The sequence below is a fragment of the Roseateles depolymerans genome, from assembly GCF_003387155.1.
Lineage (GTDB): Bacteria > Pseudomonadota > Gammaproteobacteria > Burkholderiales > Burkholderiaceae_C > Roseateles > Roseateles depolymerans.
Genome location: NZ_QUMT01000001.1, coordinates 943,628 through 958,826, shown reverse-complemented (window position 1 = coordinate 958,826; position 15,199 = coordinate 943,628). Strand labels below are relative to the sequence as shown.

Here is a 15,199-nt window from a genome sequence, read left to right as displayed (position 1 = left end):
GCGCGCACGCGGCCACGCGCTCAGCCCACCGGAAAAGAACAACGGCCCCGGAGGGCCGTTGCATCTGTCATCGCTTCAAGCAGCGATCTCAGTCACGGGCGTAGATGTCCACATCCTTGGTCTCACGCACGAACAGCAGGCCGATCACCAGGGTGAGCGCAGCGATGCCGATCGGGTACCAGAGCCCGTGATAGATGTTGCCGTTCTGCGCCACCATCGCGAAGCTGATGGACGGCAGCAGGCCGCCGAACCAGCCGTTGCCGATGTGGTACGGCAGGCTCATGGAGGTGTAGCGGATGCGGGTGGGGAACAGCTCCACCAGCATGGCGGCGATGGGGCCGTAGACCATCGTCACATACAGCACCAGCAGCGTCAGGATGGCCACCGTCAGCGCGGTGTTGACCTTGGCCGGGTCCGCCTTGGTCGGATAACCGGCCGCCTTCATCGCATCGCCCAGTTCTTTCTTGAACGCGGCAATCTTCTTGGCGCTGTCCTCGTCGAACTTGTGGCCGCCCGCGGTCAGCGTGGCCGTCGGCACTTCGATGACGCGGTCACCCACCTTCACCTGACCGGCGCCTGCAGTACCACCGGCCACCGTCTCGTAAGTGGCGGCGGCCTGCGCCAATGCGCGCTTGGCGATGTCGCAGGGTGTGGTGAAGTCCACGTCACGCGCCACAGGGCTGCCTTGGAAGGAGCACTGGTTCAGGTCGGTCGTCAGCGTGATCTGCGCCGTGGCCTGGGCACGGGCCAGGTCCGGGTTGGCGGCGTTGGTCAGGGCCTTGAACAGCGGGAAGTAGGTCAGGATGGCCAGCAGCAGACCCGCCATGATGATGGGCTTGCGGCCGATCTTGTCCGACAGGGTGCCGAAGATCACGAAGAACGGCGTGCCAATCAGCAGCGCCACCGCCACCATGATGTTGGCCGACGCGGCTTCCACCTTCAGCACGCTGGTCATGAAGAAGAGCGCGTAGAACTGACCCGTGTACCCGACGACGCCCTGACCGGCCACCAGGCCGAACAGCGCCAGCAGCACGATCTTCAGGTTCTTCCATTGGCCGAAGGATTCGGACAGCGGAGCCTTGGAGGTCTTGCCTTCGGACTTCATCTTCTGGAAGGCCGGCGATTCATTCATCGACAGGCGGATCCAGACGCTGATGCCCAGCAGCAGGATGGACACCACGAAGGGAATGCGCCATCCCCAGGCGGCGAAGGTGGCCTCACCCAGCAGGGTGCGGGTGGACAGAATGACGATCAGCGACAGGAACAGACCCAGCGTGGCCGTGGTCTGGATCCAGGACGTGTACGCGCCGCGCTTGCCATGCGGCGCATGCTCGGCCACATAGGTGGCGGCACCGCCGTACTCACCGCCCAGGGCCAGGCCCTGCAGCAGACGCAGGCCGACGAGGATGACCGCCGCGGCCGGGCCGATGGTGTCATAGGTCGGCAGCACGCCCACGATGAAGGTGGACAGGCCCATGATCAGGATGGTCACGAGGAAGGTGTACTTGCGACCGATCATGTCGCCCAGCCGGCCGAACACCAGCGCGCCGAACGGACGCACGATGAAGCCCGCCGCAAAGGCCATCAGCGACGCAATGAACTGCGCCGTGGGGTCCAGCCCTGTGAAGAACTGCTTGCCGATGATGGCGGCCAGGGAACCGTAGAGATAGAAGTCGTACCACTCGAATACCGTGCCCAGTGACGAGGCGAAGATGACTTTCTTCTCCTCTTTGGTCATCGGCGCGCTGGTGCTGACTGCACTTGCAGTTGCCATGGGGTTGTCTCCTCGTTGTCACCCAGAATCTCCGACCGGGGATTCTTGAGCTGCGACTATCAAGGGGCCCTCTGACCTCTGTCTGACGCGATGCTTTCCGCTGGCTGACAAAACTGGGCCCAACCCTGAGCTGTCATTTCTTGATGCGGAATTTGGCCACCCTGTGCAGTGCAGCAAAGGGTATGTCCTAGCCTGCGTCTGTCAGGGTGCGCGGCGCGGCAGTGCGGACGGCAAGGACTGGGCGCGGTGCCAGTCCGGGCCGTCGAACCAAGGGTCCCCGTCCACGCAGGCACGCACCATCTCCAGCGCGTCCAGGCCCCAGAAGAGGCGCTCCCCCACGCCGATGGTCGGCACGCCAAATACGCCGCGGGCCACTGCGGCGTCGGTCGCCTCTCGCAGCGCGGCCTTCACCGCGTCGCCGGCCGGGTCCTGCACCGGGGCCAGGGCTTGTGTGAGACGCTGAAGGCGGTCCAGGTCGGTGGCCTCCTCGCCGCCTTGCCACACATGGCGCAGGACCGTCTCCACGGCATAGCGAGACGGCGTGCGGCCCGGCTCGGCCGTGCTCCACAGCAGGCGCAACAGCGCCAGCGGATTAAAGGGGTGGGTGGCCGGCAAGGTCAGCGGAATCTGCAGGCGGTGGCTCTGCCACAGCACCTGCCGATAAACCCAGTCCCGTTTGTGGAGCACCTCGGCCGGGCCCTTGTTGTCATGGGCCTTCAACACCGCGCCCAGGAAGATGGGGATGTAACGCACCGCCACGCTCCGTCCGGCCAGCGTCTGCGGCAGTTGCTCGAAGGCCAGCGCGGCGTAGGGAGAGATCGGGTCGAAGTAGAAATCCAGCGAGGTCACGGCAGCACTCCGTGGGTTTTCAGCAGGCTGCGCCGCTCCGGCAGCAGCGCCAGGATGCGGATGCGCTCGGCATCTCCCGCCTGGCCCCAGCCGGCGATTTCGGTGATCGTGCGGGCGCAGCCCTCGCACAGGCCGGTCGGTGCGTGCATCCGGCAGATGTTGATGCAGGGTGAGGCCACGCGGCCTTCCGGCGTGCGTGGGACCGTCGTCAAGATCGGAGTCGAGACAGGGATCGGGGCGCCAGCGTCGCTCATGACTGCATCACCTCGATCACCGGTGCGCCGGTCAGGCCGACCAACTGCTGCGGCGTCATCTGGAACACGCCGTTGGGATGGCCCGCCGCGGCCCAGATGACATCGAACCGGAACAGGCTGTCGTCGATGAACAGACGCGGCCCGGCACCTGCGTCGGCGGGCGCGAAGCCCAGCGGAGACACGCCCCCGATCGAGAAGCCCGTCCGCGCCTTGACGAAATCCGCATCAGCGCGCCCCAGCGGCCCGGTGTAGACCTGCAGCTTGCGCTCGTCCACCCGACGGTCTCCGGCGGCGATCACCAGCACCGCCGTGTCGTCCGCCTTGCAGCGGAACACCACACTCTTGGCAATCTGGCCCAGCGACACGCCCAGCGCATCGGCCGCTTCCTGGGCGCTGCGAGCCGAGGTGGTCAGCCAGAGCGGCTCATGGGCATGGTCCCGCTCGCGCAGGGCGGCACGCACCCGGTCAAAACCTTCCGACCGGGGTTCAACAGAGGGAGTGGACGGCGCATTCATGACCGGCATTGTGCCGCGTGCACACAGGGCCGGCGGTGTCTCCCAGGCGTCACCCCCTCAGGGCTGTCGCTAGGATGGGGCGTGCACGGGCTGCGGTATGGTGGACCGCATGAGCGAAGTCATCAGTCCCTTTGAACCGGCGTTCACCCGAAAGCTGTGCGAGATCTTCGAAGAATTCATCCGCTTCAACCAGGTGCTCGGCCTGAAAGTGGAGGCGCTGACCGAGACCACCGCCCGGGCCCATCTGCGGATGCGGCCGGAGCTGATTGGCCACTACGCCCATCAGCGCATGCATGGCGGCGTCATCAGCGCCACGCTGGATGCGCTGGGCGGGCTGGCCGCGATGGCGGCCATCAGCGCCCGGCACCGCGACGAAGCGCCGGACCGGCGCCTGGAACGCTTTGGCAAGCTGGGCACCATCGACCTGCGGGTGGACTATCTGCGGCCGGCCATCGGGGACTTGTTCCGCGCCGAGGCCGAGATCCTGCGACTGGGCAGCCGCGTGGCCAACATCCGCATGGCGTTCACCGATGAGCAAGGCCGCCTGCTGGCGACCGGGGCTGCGGCCTATATCGTGTCCTGAAGCGGAGCTGGACCGCCAGCACCGATTGGACCGATGGACCGGGCGGGGGCGATGGGGCCGACTGAGCCGGCTCAGCCGGCCAAGCTCGCCGGGTCGGCGGAACCGCCATTGGCGGGTAGCACCGCGTCCTTGACCGCGGCGATTCGGTACACACAGCGCCGCGCCCCCGCCAGCAGATGCTCAGACCGCTCCACGCTCACCCCGGGCCCCAGGCAGCGTTGGAACAGCGCGAGTTCCGAGCGACAGAAGCCCTGGCAGTGCGTCGCCGCCGCGCAGATGGGGCAATGGTCCTCCACCAGCAGCCAGTCACGCCCGGCCCGCTCGGCGCGGGCCATGTAGCCCTCCTCCGACCGCAGGCGGGCCAGTTCGCGCACCCGCTCGGCCAGGCTCTGGCTGCGCGACAGGGCGGCGGCATAACGCCGCTCACTGTCCTGTTCCCGGGCGGTGATGAGCTGGTCCAGGCCCGCGTCCCCGAACAGCACCCGGGCTTGCTGGATCAACTGCAGCGTGAGGTCGGCATGGCGATCCGGGAAGCGTCCATGACCCGCGGCGGTCAAGGCCCAGAGCCGGCGCGGTCGCCCGACACGGGCAGCCTGGGCCCCGTCGCCGCTGCTGTCGCGGGTGTCTTTGCGGGTGTCCTCGCGGGCGTCCACCAGCCCCATCGCCTCCAGCCGAGCCAGCAGCTTGTGCGCGCCCATCGGCGTGATGGCCAGCGCGGCCGCCAGCGTCGCCGCCGCCTGAGGTCCACGGCTCTTGAGCTCGAACAGCAGCCGGTCCTCGTTGCCGGTGGGCAGTTCGGTCGTCATGAATGCGTCCTCGCAAAGCGGATGAAACCCAGCGCGGCCAGCAGGCAGGTGCAGCCGCCCAGCAGCATGATCCACCGCGCGGACCACATGCCCAGCCCGCCGCCGATCAGGGCAATCAGGGTGTTGGACAGACAGAAGACCGTGGTCAGCAAGCCCATCACCCGGCCCTGCCCGTACGCGGCGAACCGCTCGGACATCCAGGCCGGCATCAACGCGTTGTAGAACGACAGCGGCACGCCCAGCAGCGGAATCAGCGCCAGACCCATCCAGGACGGCGCCAGGCTCAGGGCCAGCAGGCCGATGGACGCGACCACGGCAAAACGCGCTGCCCTGCGCAGCGGCGTGCGCCCGGAGCCGATGCGTGCCGCCAGCATGCTGGCCGCCGTCATCGCACCGCACTGGATGGCGGTGACCAGCGCGATGCCGCGGCTGTCCAGGCCCGCCTGCTGCACCATCCACAAGGGCGCGAATTCATACAGCGCATTCACGCCCAGGGTGTAGGCCATCTGCAAGGCGGCGAGGTGGCGCAGCACCGGGTCCGAGAGCAGACCCAGCGACTGCTGGCGTCGCATGGCCCTCAGCAGGGATTCCTGCGCTGGTGGCTGGGTGGACGCGGCTGCGGTCGCTCGCTGGGGCCGGTCATCCGGCAGGCTGTTGAGCAGCAGGGCCAGGCAAGGCACCAGGATCGCCGCGGACACCATGAACGGGACGGCCTCGCCCAGCGGCAGCGTCAGCCCGCCCAGCAAGGGGCCCACCAGCCAGCCGATGTACAGGCTCGCGTTGAGCCAGGCAAAGCTGCGGGTGCGGTCCAGTTGCGGATGCCAGTCCGCCAGCAATGCCCGCACGACGGCCACGTTGCCTTCCGTCAGGCCGGTCACGAACCGGGACAGCACAAACAGCGGGTAGTTGCGCTCGGCCAGCGCCAGGGCGCTGAGGCCATAACTGATCAAGGTGGCCGTCAGCGTGATGCTCAGCACCCGGCGGCGGCCGTAGCGGTCGGACATCGGCCCAACAAACAGACTGCCCACCAGGATGCCGGCCGGGTTGACCGCCAGTGCCAGGCCCATCAGTAGCTCTGGCGCCAGGCCGCCGAAATGGGTGAAGCTGTCCACCGGTCCGCCCACGAAGATGGGCGCCAGGATGGGGTACGGCAACGCCACACCGGCCGTGCTCATCAGCGACAGGGCACACACCGTCCACAGCAGCAGCTGGGGGTGGCGCAGGGGTGCTTGCGGCGCTGGCGTGGGCAAGGGCGTGGATGTGGACGTGGAGGCAGGGGCTGCGTCCCGGACCGAAGCGGAGGCGGGGGCCGGGGCGGAGGCGTCGGCCGGGGTGGGAGCGTCGGAGTTCTGCACAGCGCTCATTGTGCGGCCCCCAGCGGCTCCAGGCACAAGGCATAGCCGGGCCAGCCCCGATGCCGCCATTCCTCGCGGGCAGCATCGGCCAGCTTGATGCGATGGTCGTTCAGGCTCTCGAAGAGGCCGGGCAGAGCCCGTTGCCAGTCGGCTTCGTCGGCACGGCCCACATGCACCAGGCCCCAGGCGGGTTCGGGTCGGCGCAGGGCGATGTAGGCCGCCAGCAAGGCCCGCCAGAAGTTGCGCAGGATGCGCGGCAGGTCCAGGTCGAGCTCACGCGCCTGCGCCGCCTCGATCAGCACCCGCAAGGCATGGGTGCCGGTGACCAGGTGCAGCGCGGTGAAGTCATGGGTCGCCAGATAGATCGCCAGCGACGCTTCCGCCAGATCGTCCAGCGAGAGGCGAGGCCTGTCTGCGTAATCGTTGAAGCCGGGCAAGGCCTGCGCGGCTTGCAGCCGGGTCACGATCAGCGTGCCGCTGCGGGCCTCCAGAGGCAGCCGGTCATCCGCCCTCACCTGGGCCAGGGTGTCGCGCAGGGACAGCGCGCCGTCCAAGGTGCGGGGGGCTGCCTCCTCGTGCGCTTCCGGCGCTTTGGCCAGCCACGCCGCCAGGGCCGCTCGCTGTTCCGCGGCATGCCCCGACTGCAAGGCATAAGCCAGCCGGATGGCCGCATGGAAGGCGTCCTGCTCCGCAGACAGCAGCAGGCGCGGCAGCGCCTCCTCCAGCGTCGGCAGAGGGTCGGGCAGCGGCGATGCCGGCACCCCCAGACGGCGCCAGTGCTCGAGCTGGAGGCGATAGGCTTGCAACGGCGCCCCCAGGCGTCCCAGCGCGCCCAGCACCATCGGCAGGTGGTTGAACAGACGCAGGGATCCGGACGGGTAGTAAGTGTCGTAGCCCTGCGCTTCGTCCAGCGCCTCATGCAGGCCTTGCGGCCACGGAGGACCCTTGAGTTCCAGCTCGTTGCCGTCCGGGTCGAACAGATACAGCGAGGGCCCCTCCCCGTCCGCGCCGTAGCGCGAGCCGTAGCTGTCCACCGTCACGCCCTGGCGCTCCAGCCAGCGGCGCAGGCGCGGCTCGTCCAGCGTGTCCACCCGGAGGCACAAGTGGTCCATGTTGCGCCCCTCGCGGCCGGGGCCGGCACCACCGGCGCGACCGATGCGGCCGTCCAGCGTCACCAGGTCGATCAGTTGCGCGCCGGCCCTCAGCTGCACGAGCCCGATCTCGTCCTGACGCCGCTCGACCGAACAGCCCAGCAGGTCCACATAGAAATGCAGCGAGGCCGCGAGGTCGCGCACGCGCAGCACGAGATGGTCGATGCCCTGGACAGTGATCATGAAAGGCTCCTCGGCGAAATAGGCAAAGTGGGGCGGACTGACAAGCTGGAACCGATCTTCTCCGAAGGCCGTTAATAAATAAACTGTTTGTTTATTAACACCAACTGCGACAGGGAGACCGGACAATGTCGCCATGAGTTTTCGTGCCCTCCCCCTTCCTGACGACATCCCCGGCCGTCTGTGGCTGCACTCCATGCCCGGACGCCGTGAACGCTGGCCGGATTTCCTGGACGGCGCCCGGCTGCATCGCCTCAATCTGGTGGTGTGCCTGAACCCGCTGGACGAGGTCGAGTCGCTGTCGCCGCTCTACTTCAAGGCGATCAAGGAAGGGCGGCTGCCCTTTCGCTGGCTGCATCTACCGATGCTGAATTTCGGGCTGGCGTCGGAGGCGGCGGTGTTCCGCCAGGGCGTGGAACAACTGGCCCACGGCCTGAAGCTGGGCGACCGGGCCCTGGTGCACTGTGCGGCCGGCATGGGCCGCACCGGCACCCTGGCGGCCTGTGTGCTCAAGCGTCTGGGGCAAAGCGCCCAGGAGGCGGTGGAAGCGGTTCAGAAGGCGGGATCGAATCCGCAGTCCGCTGTGCAGACGGGGTGGATCGAGCAGTTCTGAGCGGGCCCTCAAGGGCCCCGGGGGATCAGGCCATCACGCCGAGCGGGCGTGCCGTCTTCCAGCGGCCGCGGGTGAAGTCCGGGAAGTCCTTGGCATTGCCGCGGTCGGCCACCGACTCGCAGGACAGCGGCAACACCGCCGACCATGCCGCCGCGTCATACACATCCTGGTCCATCGGCAGCCCCTGCCGCAGGTTGTAGATGACGCGCCACATCATGACGAAGTCCATGCCCCCCGCGCCGCCCTGCTGCGCCTGAGCCCCCAACTGCTTCCACAGCGGATGGTCGAAGCGGTCGAACCAGGACTTCATGTCGGTGTCCCATTCGCGCGAAGCGTCCTTCCCGGTGGCCGTCATCAGCTTGCGGCCGTCCATCGTCTCGATGGCGATCCGGTCGGGGAAGCCGCTGAAAACGCCGTTGGTGCCCACCACCGTGTTCAGCCGCGAGTAGGGACGCGGCGTGCTGGTGTCGTGCTGCAGCAAGATGGTGCGGCCAGAGGCACACTTGATCACGCTGGTGTTCACATCCCCGGTGATGTAGGGCAGCCGCGCATGAGGATGGCCGGGCGGCAATTCCCGGCTGGCATAAGCCGCCAGGCCCCGGGCATTGGAGCTCTGCGAGTTCAGGTAGTCGAAGCGGTCGCCCCGCTGGATGTTGAAGTACTGCGCCACCGGGCCGAGCCCGTGGGTCGGGTAGAGGTTGCCGTTGTGCTGGGCGTAGCGCAGCGTGCGCCAGGAGCCGGGGCCACGGGCCAGGTCCTTGAGCTGCTGGCGCAGGTCATGGAAATACGCGCCCTCCGCATGCACCAGCTCGCCGAACAGACCCTGGCGGATCATGTTCAGCAGCATCATCTCCTCGCGGCCGTAGCAGCAGCTCTCCAGCATCATGCAGTGGCGCTGGGTGGCCTCGGCGGTGTCCACCAGGAGCCAGCCTTCGTTGATCGTCAGCGCCGCCGGGGTCTCGATGAACACATGCTTGCCAGACTTCATCGCCGCCACCGCCATCGGCGTGTGCAGCTCCCAGGGGGTGGCGATGATCACCGCATCCACGTCGCCGCGGCCGATCAGTCGCTCCCACGCGCCGGAGCTGCCGGTGATGACCTCGGGCCGCGGAGCGCGGGCCTGGTTGATCACCGACAAGGTCTTGTCCAGGGCCTGGGCGTCGATGTCGGCAATGGCGGTGATGCGCGCGCCTTCGATGCGGCACAAGGTCTGCGCCAGTTCGGCGCCGCGCTGTCCCACCCCGATGAGCCCGACACGCACTTCCTGCAGCGCCGGCGCCTTCAGACCCATCACGCTCTTGTTGCCGGTGGGCAGCGGCGCCAGCGGGCCGCCCGAGGCGCAGCCTGCCAGGGCCGTGGCGGCGCCGGTGCTGAGCAGGCCGCCCAGCAGGCGGCGTCGGTCGGGGTGGTCGGGCCGGTCTTGGTCATCCATCGTGCGCATCTCCGCGTCTTGTGCCGCGCGATGATACGGTCGCCGCGACAATCACCCCATGTCCAACGCCCTCCCCCTGATGCATGTGGACGCACAGCGCATCATCATCCACAAACCGGCCGGCCTGCTGGCCGTTCCAGGCCGCGGCGAAGACAAGCAGGACTGCGCCTGGCATCGTGTGCGCGACGAGTTTCCCGAGGCGCTGGTGGTGCACCGGCTGGACCAGGCGACCTCGGGTCTGCTGGTCTTCGCCCGCGGTGAAGCCATGCAGCGCGCGCTCAGCGACGCCTTTGCGCAGCGGCAGGTGGAGAAGCGGTATGAAGCGGTGGTCAGTGGCCATGTGGATCAGGACCGGTTCGACATCGACCTGCCCTTGATCGCCGACTGGCCCAACCGCCCGCGGCAGAAGGTGGACTTCGAGGTCGGCAAACCGAGCCTCACCCGCGTGTCCGTGGTGCAGCGCGATCCGCAAGGCCTGACCACGCGGCTGTGGCTGGAACCGGTCACCGGTCGCTCCCACCAGCTGCGCGTGCATCTGCTGGCCTGCGGCCACCCCATCCTGGGCGACACGCTGTATGCGCCAGCACCGGTGCAGGCGCAGGCGCCGCGCTTGCTGCTGCATGCCCGTGACCTGTCGCTGCCGGCCTTGCTGGGCGAGCGCGCCCTGATCCTTCATTGCCCTGTCGAATTTTGAGGAGCTTCCATGGCTGAATCCCTTGCTTCCCCTTCCGCGCCTGCCGTCCGCGACTCGTCGGCGCCGCAGGCCTTCAGCGCGGCCGATGAGACGCTCAGCGCCGCCGGTCGCACCCTGACCCTGATCACCGGCAGCTCCCGCGGGCTGGGGGAAGCCTTGGCGCGTGAGTGCCTGCAGGCCGGCCATCAGGTGGTGGGCATTGCACGGGGGCGCAGCGACGCCCTGGAGCAGTTCGCCCGCGAGCACGGCTACCCGCTGCAGCAATGGCAGGCCGACCTGGCCGAGCCGCTGGTGATCGCCCGCCATGTCGGCGACTGGCTGCGCACCCAGCCTCAGGACTGGGCCGCCGTGAACCTGGTGAACAACGCGGGGGTGATCCCGTCGCCGGGGCCGGTGGAGGCCAGCACGCTGGAGGTCCTGTCCGGTGCGCTGCGGGTGGGCCTGGAAGCCACGCTGCTGATCAGCGCGGCCTTTCTGGAAGCGACCGCCACGTGGGCGGGGGATCGCCGCATTCTCAACATCTCGTCGGGCCTGGGTCGGCGGGCGATGGCCGGATCGGCGGTGTACTGCGCCGCCAAGGCCGGCATGGACAACCTGAGCCGCGCTATGGCGCTGGACGAGGCAGTGAAGGCGGCGCAGGGGCGGCCGTTCGCACGGGTGGTGTCGCTGGCGCCGGGGATCATCGACACCGACATGCAGGCCACCATCCGCAGCGGCGCCTCGGACGGATTCCCGGACCGGGACCGGTTCGTGGCGTTCAAGACGGAGGGCCAACTGGCCAGTGCGCAGGATACGGCCCGCAAGGTGCTGCGCTGGCTCGCCAGAGACGACTTCGGCCAGCAGGTGCTGGCCGATGTGCGGGAGGCATGAAACCCGGCGCTTGAGGCGCCGGGCGCTTCAGCCCAGCATGTTGGCGGCGCGCAGCAAGCCCATCAGCAGCATCCACAGCACCACCGACCGCCAGACCAGGCCCACCACGCTTTGCAGGTGGCCCAGCTGTGGCGGTTGGCCTCCCGTAGAGCCCTCAGCGCCGGTGGCGTCCATGTCGCCGCCCGCATCGAAGGTCTTGCTGCGGTCCGGCGTGACACCGGGAGCGGCACTGCCGCCCAGCTGCACCCCCACCGCCCCGGCGGCGGCCGCCAGGATGATGCCTTCGTTGCTGTGCGCCCACAGCGCAGCGTCCCGCCGCCAGCCGTTCACCGCTTCTTCGAAGTTGCCAACGATGGCAAAACCGGTGGCGGTCAGGCGGGCCGGCACGTGATCGATCAGCCCGAACAAACGGCGTGACAGCTGCATCAGCCGTTCATTGGTCGGTGCGTCCAGCGTGCGGCTCTTGAAGGCCCAGTAGCGGCCGGCAAACTCGGCCATGCGGTAGAGCACTGCACCGGCCGGGCCCAGGCCCAGCGCCGACAGCAGCACGAACCAGAAGAACACGCCGAACACATGCCGGTGCGCGGCCAGCAGGGAGTGCTCCAGCACATGCCGCAGCAGCTCGGTGCGGGGCAGCTCGCTTGCATCCAGGTGGCGCCATTCGGCCAGCAGGCGACGGGCTTCCAGCTCGTCCCCGCGCTCCAGGGCGTCGCGGATGTCAGTGAAGTAGTGGCTGAATTGCCGGAAGCCCAGGGTCAGGTAGAGCACCAGCACATCCAGCACCAGCGACAGCACCAGGCTGTAGCGGTGCAGCAGCATGGCCAGCAAGCCCACCAGCAGCGCCGGGCCCACCACCGTGATGGACCAGACCACCGCCGCATGGTGCGAGCGGCCGGCATCGAAATTGCGCCCCGTCCAGCGCACCCAGGCAATCATGCCCTGATGGACAGGATTGCCGTGCGGCAGAGGCTTGAGCTGCTCGCAAATCAGAGCGAGCAAGACCGCGATGAGGTTCATGGCCCGGGATGATAGCGGGACACCAGCGAACCCAGCCGCATTCGACCGGAATCAGATCAGCAGAAAACGATACAGATTGCGAAGCATGGCGGCCGTCGCCCCCCAGATGAAGAATTCGCGCGGGGCGGGCGGCGCGGCAGCGGGGGCGCTTGCAAGACCTGTCCCTGTCCAGGGCATGGAGAGGAACTGGCGGGAGCCGCCGTCCCATTCGAAGCGGTGGCGGCGGTGATGGGCCGGATTCATCAAGAAGGACAGCGGCACCTCGAAGGCCTCGGCCACTTCGCCGGTATCCAGCCGCAGATCGAAAGACGGCTGCACCAGCGCGACCACCGGCGTCACCTCATAGGCCGTCACCGTCCGGTACAGCGGCAACTGGCCGATGATGTCCACCAGCGGCGCCGGCAGGCCGATTTCTTCTTCGGCCTCGCGCAGCGCGGTGCGTTCCGGGGAACCATCCTCGGGTTCGGCCCGTCCTCCGGGGAAGCTGATCTGGCCGGCATGGTCCCGCAGATGGGCGGTGCGCTGCGTCAGCAGCACCGACAAACCCTGTGGACGCTGCACCAGCGGCACCAGCACCGAGGCCTGGGTGGGGGCTCGCTCGGTCAGCAGGCCGCCGTCGCCCGGAATCTCCGGATCAAAGGGCGGTGGACGGAGGAATCGCTCCCGCAGCGCCTCAGCGCTGAGCCGGTCGGCCGGGACCGCCGGCAGGTGGGCATCGGTGCCGGTGACGGGCACCAGCCAGGGTTCCTCGATGGCGGGACGAATCGGCAGCGTGGGCATGGAAAGGTCAGTGAGCGCCTGCAGTATGCCGGGAATGAAAAAACCGCTCCGAGGCGAGGCCTTGGAGCGGTTTCGAGCGGTTTTGCGCGGGTCCTGCGGGGACCTGAGCGGTCCGGCAGCGGCCAAAGAGCAGGCCAGCGAACCGACCCGCAATCTGGCCAACAATCAGGCCAGCTTTTCCTTGATACGTGCCGACTTGCCCGAACGCTGACGCAGGTAGTACAGCTTGGCACGACGGACGTCACCGCGGCGCTTGACTTCGATCGAAGCGATCAGCGGGCTGTAGGTCTGGAACGTACGCTCCACGCCTTCGCCGCTGGAGATCTTGCGGACGATGAAGTTGGAGTTCAGGCCACGGTTGCGCTTGGCAATCACGACGCCTTCGTAGGCCTGCACCCGCTTGCGGGTACCTTCCACGACGTTGACGTTGACGATCACGGTGTCGCCAGGACCAAACGCGGGGATGGTCTTGTTCAGGCGAGCAATTTCTTCTTGCTCGAGGATCTGGATCAGGTTCACAAATGACTCCTAGTGATCGTGCCCGCGCAAATGCGTTGTCAGAAACGATGGTGGGGCGTTGGACGCCCGGTGCATCATGTCTGGGGGATGGTGGTCTTGAGACACACGGTCTTGCGACACAAGGTCTTGAGACACACACCGCCCTTGGTAGGCCCGAGGAATTCGGAAAGCCTGGCCGGACAGAGGATCGGGAAAGCCCGCGATTATAGACGCGCAAACCGGACCGTCAAACAGCAAGAGGCCGGTGGGTTGTGGCTTTCGGCGCTTTAAGCGCTTTGGGCGCTTTAAACGACTTCAGGGCTCAAGCCCCGGACCGGCCCTTGGCGGTCTTGTCCGTGCCGGACAGGCTGGCCAGAAAAGCTTCGTCCTTGCGGCTGAGCTTGCCGTCACGCCGTGCAGCCTCGATCAGCTCCGGACGACGCTGCTGCGTCAGCGCCAGCGAGCGTTCCCGGCGCCAGCGGGCGATGTCGGCGTGATGGCCGGACAGCAGCACCGGCGGCACGGCCTGCACCCCGGCCGGTGTTTCCAGCACTTCCGGCCGGCTGTAGTGCGGACAGTCCAGCAGGCCATCGGAGAAACTGTCCTGCTCGTGGGAAGCCGCATCATTGAGCACCCCCTCCTGCAGACGGGTGACCGCGTCCATCAGCGCCAGGGCGGGCAGCTCTCCCCCGGAGAGCACGAAGTCGCCCAGGCTCACTTCCATCGTCACGTGACGGTCCAGGAAGCGCTGGTCGATGCCTTCATAACGGCCGCACAGCAGGATGGCGCCGGGCCCGGTGGCCAGTTCGCGCACCAGGGACTGGTCCAGATGGCGTCCCGTCGGGCTGAAGTGAATCACCACCGGCTCAGCCTGCGCGCGATCCGCCCGCACCGCCGTCATGGCCCGCTCCAGGGGTTCCACCAGCATCACCATGCCGGGCCCGCCCCCGTAAGGCCGGTCATCGACGCGGCGGTAGTTGTCCTCGGCGTAGTCGCGCAGCGGCCACAGGCGCACGTCCACCTGGCGGCTCTCGTACGCACGACGCGTCACGCCGGCCCGCAGGAAGGGCTCGAAGAGCTCCGGGAACAGGGTGATGACATCAAAGCGCATGGGGCTGGTCTGGACAGCGAAGCGGTGGGCGGTCAGCGGTGAGCAGGTCCGGGACGCAGCGCCGCACCGGCGGCCGGATCAGTAGTCCAGGCCCCAATCGACCGTGATGCGACGGCCGGACATGTCCACATCGCCCACATAGGCGGAGACAAAGGGGATGAGGATCTCCTGCTCGGGCTTGACCGGCGGCGTGAGACCGGGCGGCACGATGCGCAGGACGCAGTGCGGGCCGGTGTCGATCAGGTCGGTCACTTCACCCAGGGTCTGGCCTTCGCGGTTGACCACGGTCAGGCCAATGAGGTCGATCCAGTAATACTCGTCCGGATCGGTCTGGGGGAAGGTGGAGCGGGAAACAAAGATGCGCGCGCCCTTGAGCGCTTCGGCCGCACTGCGGTCCGACACGCCTTCGGCCTGGGCGACGATGCCGTCACCATGGTCGCGCACCGAAAGAATCTTGAGCACCGGCGGGACGGGGGTCCCGGCGGAAGGAGCGCCCGGGCGGGGCGGCGCACCATTCACCCGTTCGCTGGGCTTGAGGAACCAGCGGCGGGAATTGAACAGCGCGTCGGCATCGGCGGAATGGGACAGGATCTTGATCCAGCCCTTGATGCCCCAGGCGTCCAGCACACGCCCGACTTCAATGGCGTCCTCCGGCATGGCGGTGGACAGGTCATCGGTCAGGTCAGGCGCGTGTTTCATCGACAAATGTCAGACGTC

General features: G+C 67.8%; 17 protein-coding genes and 1 pseudogene. 4 read left to right on the top strand and 14 right to left on the bottom strand.

From position 1 onward, the window contains the following. Positions 1–88: 88 nt before the first annotated feature. The 4 genes from DES44_RS04195 to DES44_RS04180 form a co-directional block, all read right to left on the bottom strand. Positions 89–1,774, bottom strand: a complete 1,686-nt coding sequence (locus DES44_RS04195) for an MFS transporter (protein ID WP_058936085.1) — start codon at positions 1,772–1,774, stop codon at positions 89–91. Between the two features lie 201 nt (positions 1,775–1,975). Then, positions 1,976–2,623, bottom strand: coding sequence for a 2-hydroxychromene-2-carboxylate isomerase (locus DES44_RS04190; protein ID WP_058936086.1), 648 nt, complete (start codon positions 2,621–2,623; stop codon positions 1,976–1,978). Next, a complete protein-coding gene (locus tag DES44_RS04185; RefSeq protein WP_232309814.1) occupies positions 2,620–2,835 on the bottom strand; it encodes a DUF1289 domain-containing protein in 216 nt (71 codons plus the stop codon). Before DES44_RS04185 ends, DES44_RS04190 begins: the two co-directional genes overlap by 4 nt. Before the next feature lie 38 nt (positions 2,836–2,873). Beyond that, positions 2,874–3,392 carry a YbaK/EbsC family protein gene (locus DES44_RS04180; RefSeq protein WP_058936087.1) on the bottom strand — a complete coding sequence of 173 codons (519 nt, stop codon included), beginning with the start codon at positions 3,390–3,392 and terminating at the stop codon, positions 2,874–2,876. A gap of 109 nt (positions 3,393–3,501) precedes the next feature. Between DES44_RS04180 and DES44_RS04175 the strand changes: the two genes are divergently transcribed. Next, positions 3,502–3,975 carry a thioesterase family protein gene (locus tag DES44_RS04175; protein ID WP_116001401.1) on the top strand — a complete coding sequence of 158 codons (474 nt, stop codon included), beginning with the start codon at positions 3,502–3,504 and terminating at the stop codon, positions 3,973–3,975. Between the two features lie 71 nt (positions 3,976–4,046). Here the strand turns inward: DES44_RS04175 and DES44_RS04170 are convergent, their stop codons facing one another. From DES44_RS04170 to DES44_RS25450, 4 genes and pseudogenes are all read right to left on the bottom strand, one after another. Next, positions 4,047–4,781, bottom strand: a complete 735-nt coding sequence (locus DES44_RS04170) for a helix-turn-helix transcriptional regulator (RefSeq protein WP_058936089.1) — start codon at positions 4,779–4,781, stop codon at positions 4,047–4,049. Next, complete coding sequence (locus DES44_RS04165; RefSeq protein WP_116001293.1) at positions 4,778–6,145, bottom strand: MFS transporter; 1,368 nt, start codon at positions 6,143–6,145, stop codon at positions 4,778–4,780. Before DES44_RS04165 ends, DES44_RS04170 begins: the two co-directional genes overlap by 4 nt. Continuing rightward, entirely contained in the window at positions 6,142–7,047 is a 906-nt protein-coding gene (locus DES44_RS25455) for a questin oxidase family protein (RefSeq protein WP_375137509.1), read from the bottom strand. The genes DES44_RS04165 and DES44_RS25455 overlap by 4 nt, the downstream gene beginning before the upstream one ends. A 24-nt stretch (positions 7,048–7,071) precedes the next feature. Continuing rightward, positions 7,072–7,470 (bottom strand): annotated as a pseudogene (locus tag DES44_RS25450) (VOC family protein); the annotation flags it as partial. A 133-nt stretch (positions 7,471–7,603) separates the two neighbouring features. Between DES44_RS25450 and DES44_RS04155 the strand changes: the two are divergent. Beyond that, positions 7,604–8,080: a protein-tyrosine phosphatase family protein gene (locus DES44_RS04155; protein ID WP_058936090.1), complete on the top strand. Its 477-nt coding sequence runs from the start codon at positions 7,604–7,606 to the stop codon at positions 8,078–8,080. Positions 8,081–8,105: 25 nt separating this feature from the next. Here the strand turns inward: DES44_RS04155 and DES44_RS04150 are convergent, their stop codons facing one another. Then, positions 8,106–9,512 (bottom strand): Gfo/Idh/MocA family protein, encoded by a 1,407-nt coding sequence (locus DES44_RS04150; RefSeq protein ID WP_058937529.1) that lies wholly within the window; start codon positions 9,510–9,512, stop codon positions 8,106–8,108. 58 nt (positions 9,513–9,570) lie between these two features. Between DES44_RS04150 and DES44_RS04145 the strand changes: the two genes are divergently transcribed. Together DES44_RS04145 and DES44_RS04140 are read left to right on the top strand one after the other, a co-directional pair. Continuing rightward, complete coding sequence (locus tag DES44_RS04145) at positions 9,571–10,206, top strand: pseudouridine synthase (protein WP_058936091.1); 636 nt, start codon at positions 9,571–9,573, stop codon at positions 10,204–10,206. Between the two features lie 9 nt (positions 10,207–10,215). Beyond that, positions 10,216–11,076, top strand: coding sequence for an SDR family NAD(P)-dependent oxidoreductase (locus DES44_RS04140; RefSeq protein ID WP_083525761.1), 861 nt, complete (start codon positions 10,216–10,218; stop codon positions 11,074–11,076). Positions 11,077–11,103: 27 nt separating this feature from the next. Here the strand turns inward: DES44_RS04140 and DES44_RS04135 are convergent, their stop codons facing one another. The 5 genes from DES44_RS04135 to rimM form a co-directional block, all read right to left on the bottom strand. Next, on the bottom strand, positions 11,104–12,093 hold the full coding sequence (locus DES44_RS04135; RefSeq protein ID WP_058936092.1) for a CobD/CbiB family protein: 990 nt from the start codon (positions 12,091–12,093) through the stop codon (positions 11,104–11,106). 51 nt (positions 12,094–12,144) lie between these two features. Then, complete coding sequence (locus DES44_RS04130; protein WP_058936093.1) at positions 12,145–12,873, bottom strand: NUDIX hydrolase; 729 nt, start codon at positions 12,871–12,873, stop codon at positions 12,145–12,147. A 165-nt stretch (positions 12,874–13,038) separates the two neighbouring features. Then, positions 13,039–13,392: a 50S ribosomal protein L19 gene (rplS, locus tag DES44_RS04125; protein WP_058936094.1), complete on the bottom strand. Its 354-nt coding sequence runs from the start codon at positions 13,390–13,392 to the stop codon at positions 13,039–13,041. Positions 13,393–13,693: 301 nt separating this feature from the next. After that, entirely contained in the window at positions 13,694–14,482 is a 789-nt protein-coding gene (gene trmD, locus DES44_RS04120; protein WP_058936095.1) for a tRNA (guanosine(37)-N1)-methyltransferase TrmD, read from the bottom strand. Positions 14,483–14,560: 78 nt separating this feature from the next. Beyond that, complete coding sequence (gene rimM / locus DES44_RS04115; RefSeq protein WP_083525762.1) at positions 14,561–15,181, bottom strand: ribosome maturation factor RimM; 621 nt, start codon at positions 15,179–15,181, stop codon at positions 14,561–14,563. Between the last annotated feature and the right edge of the window lie 18 nt (positions 15,182–15,199).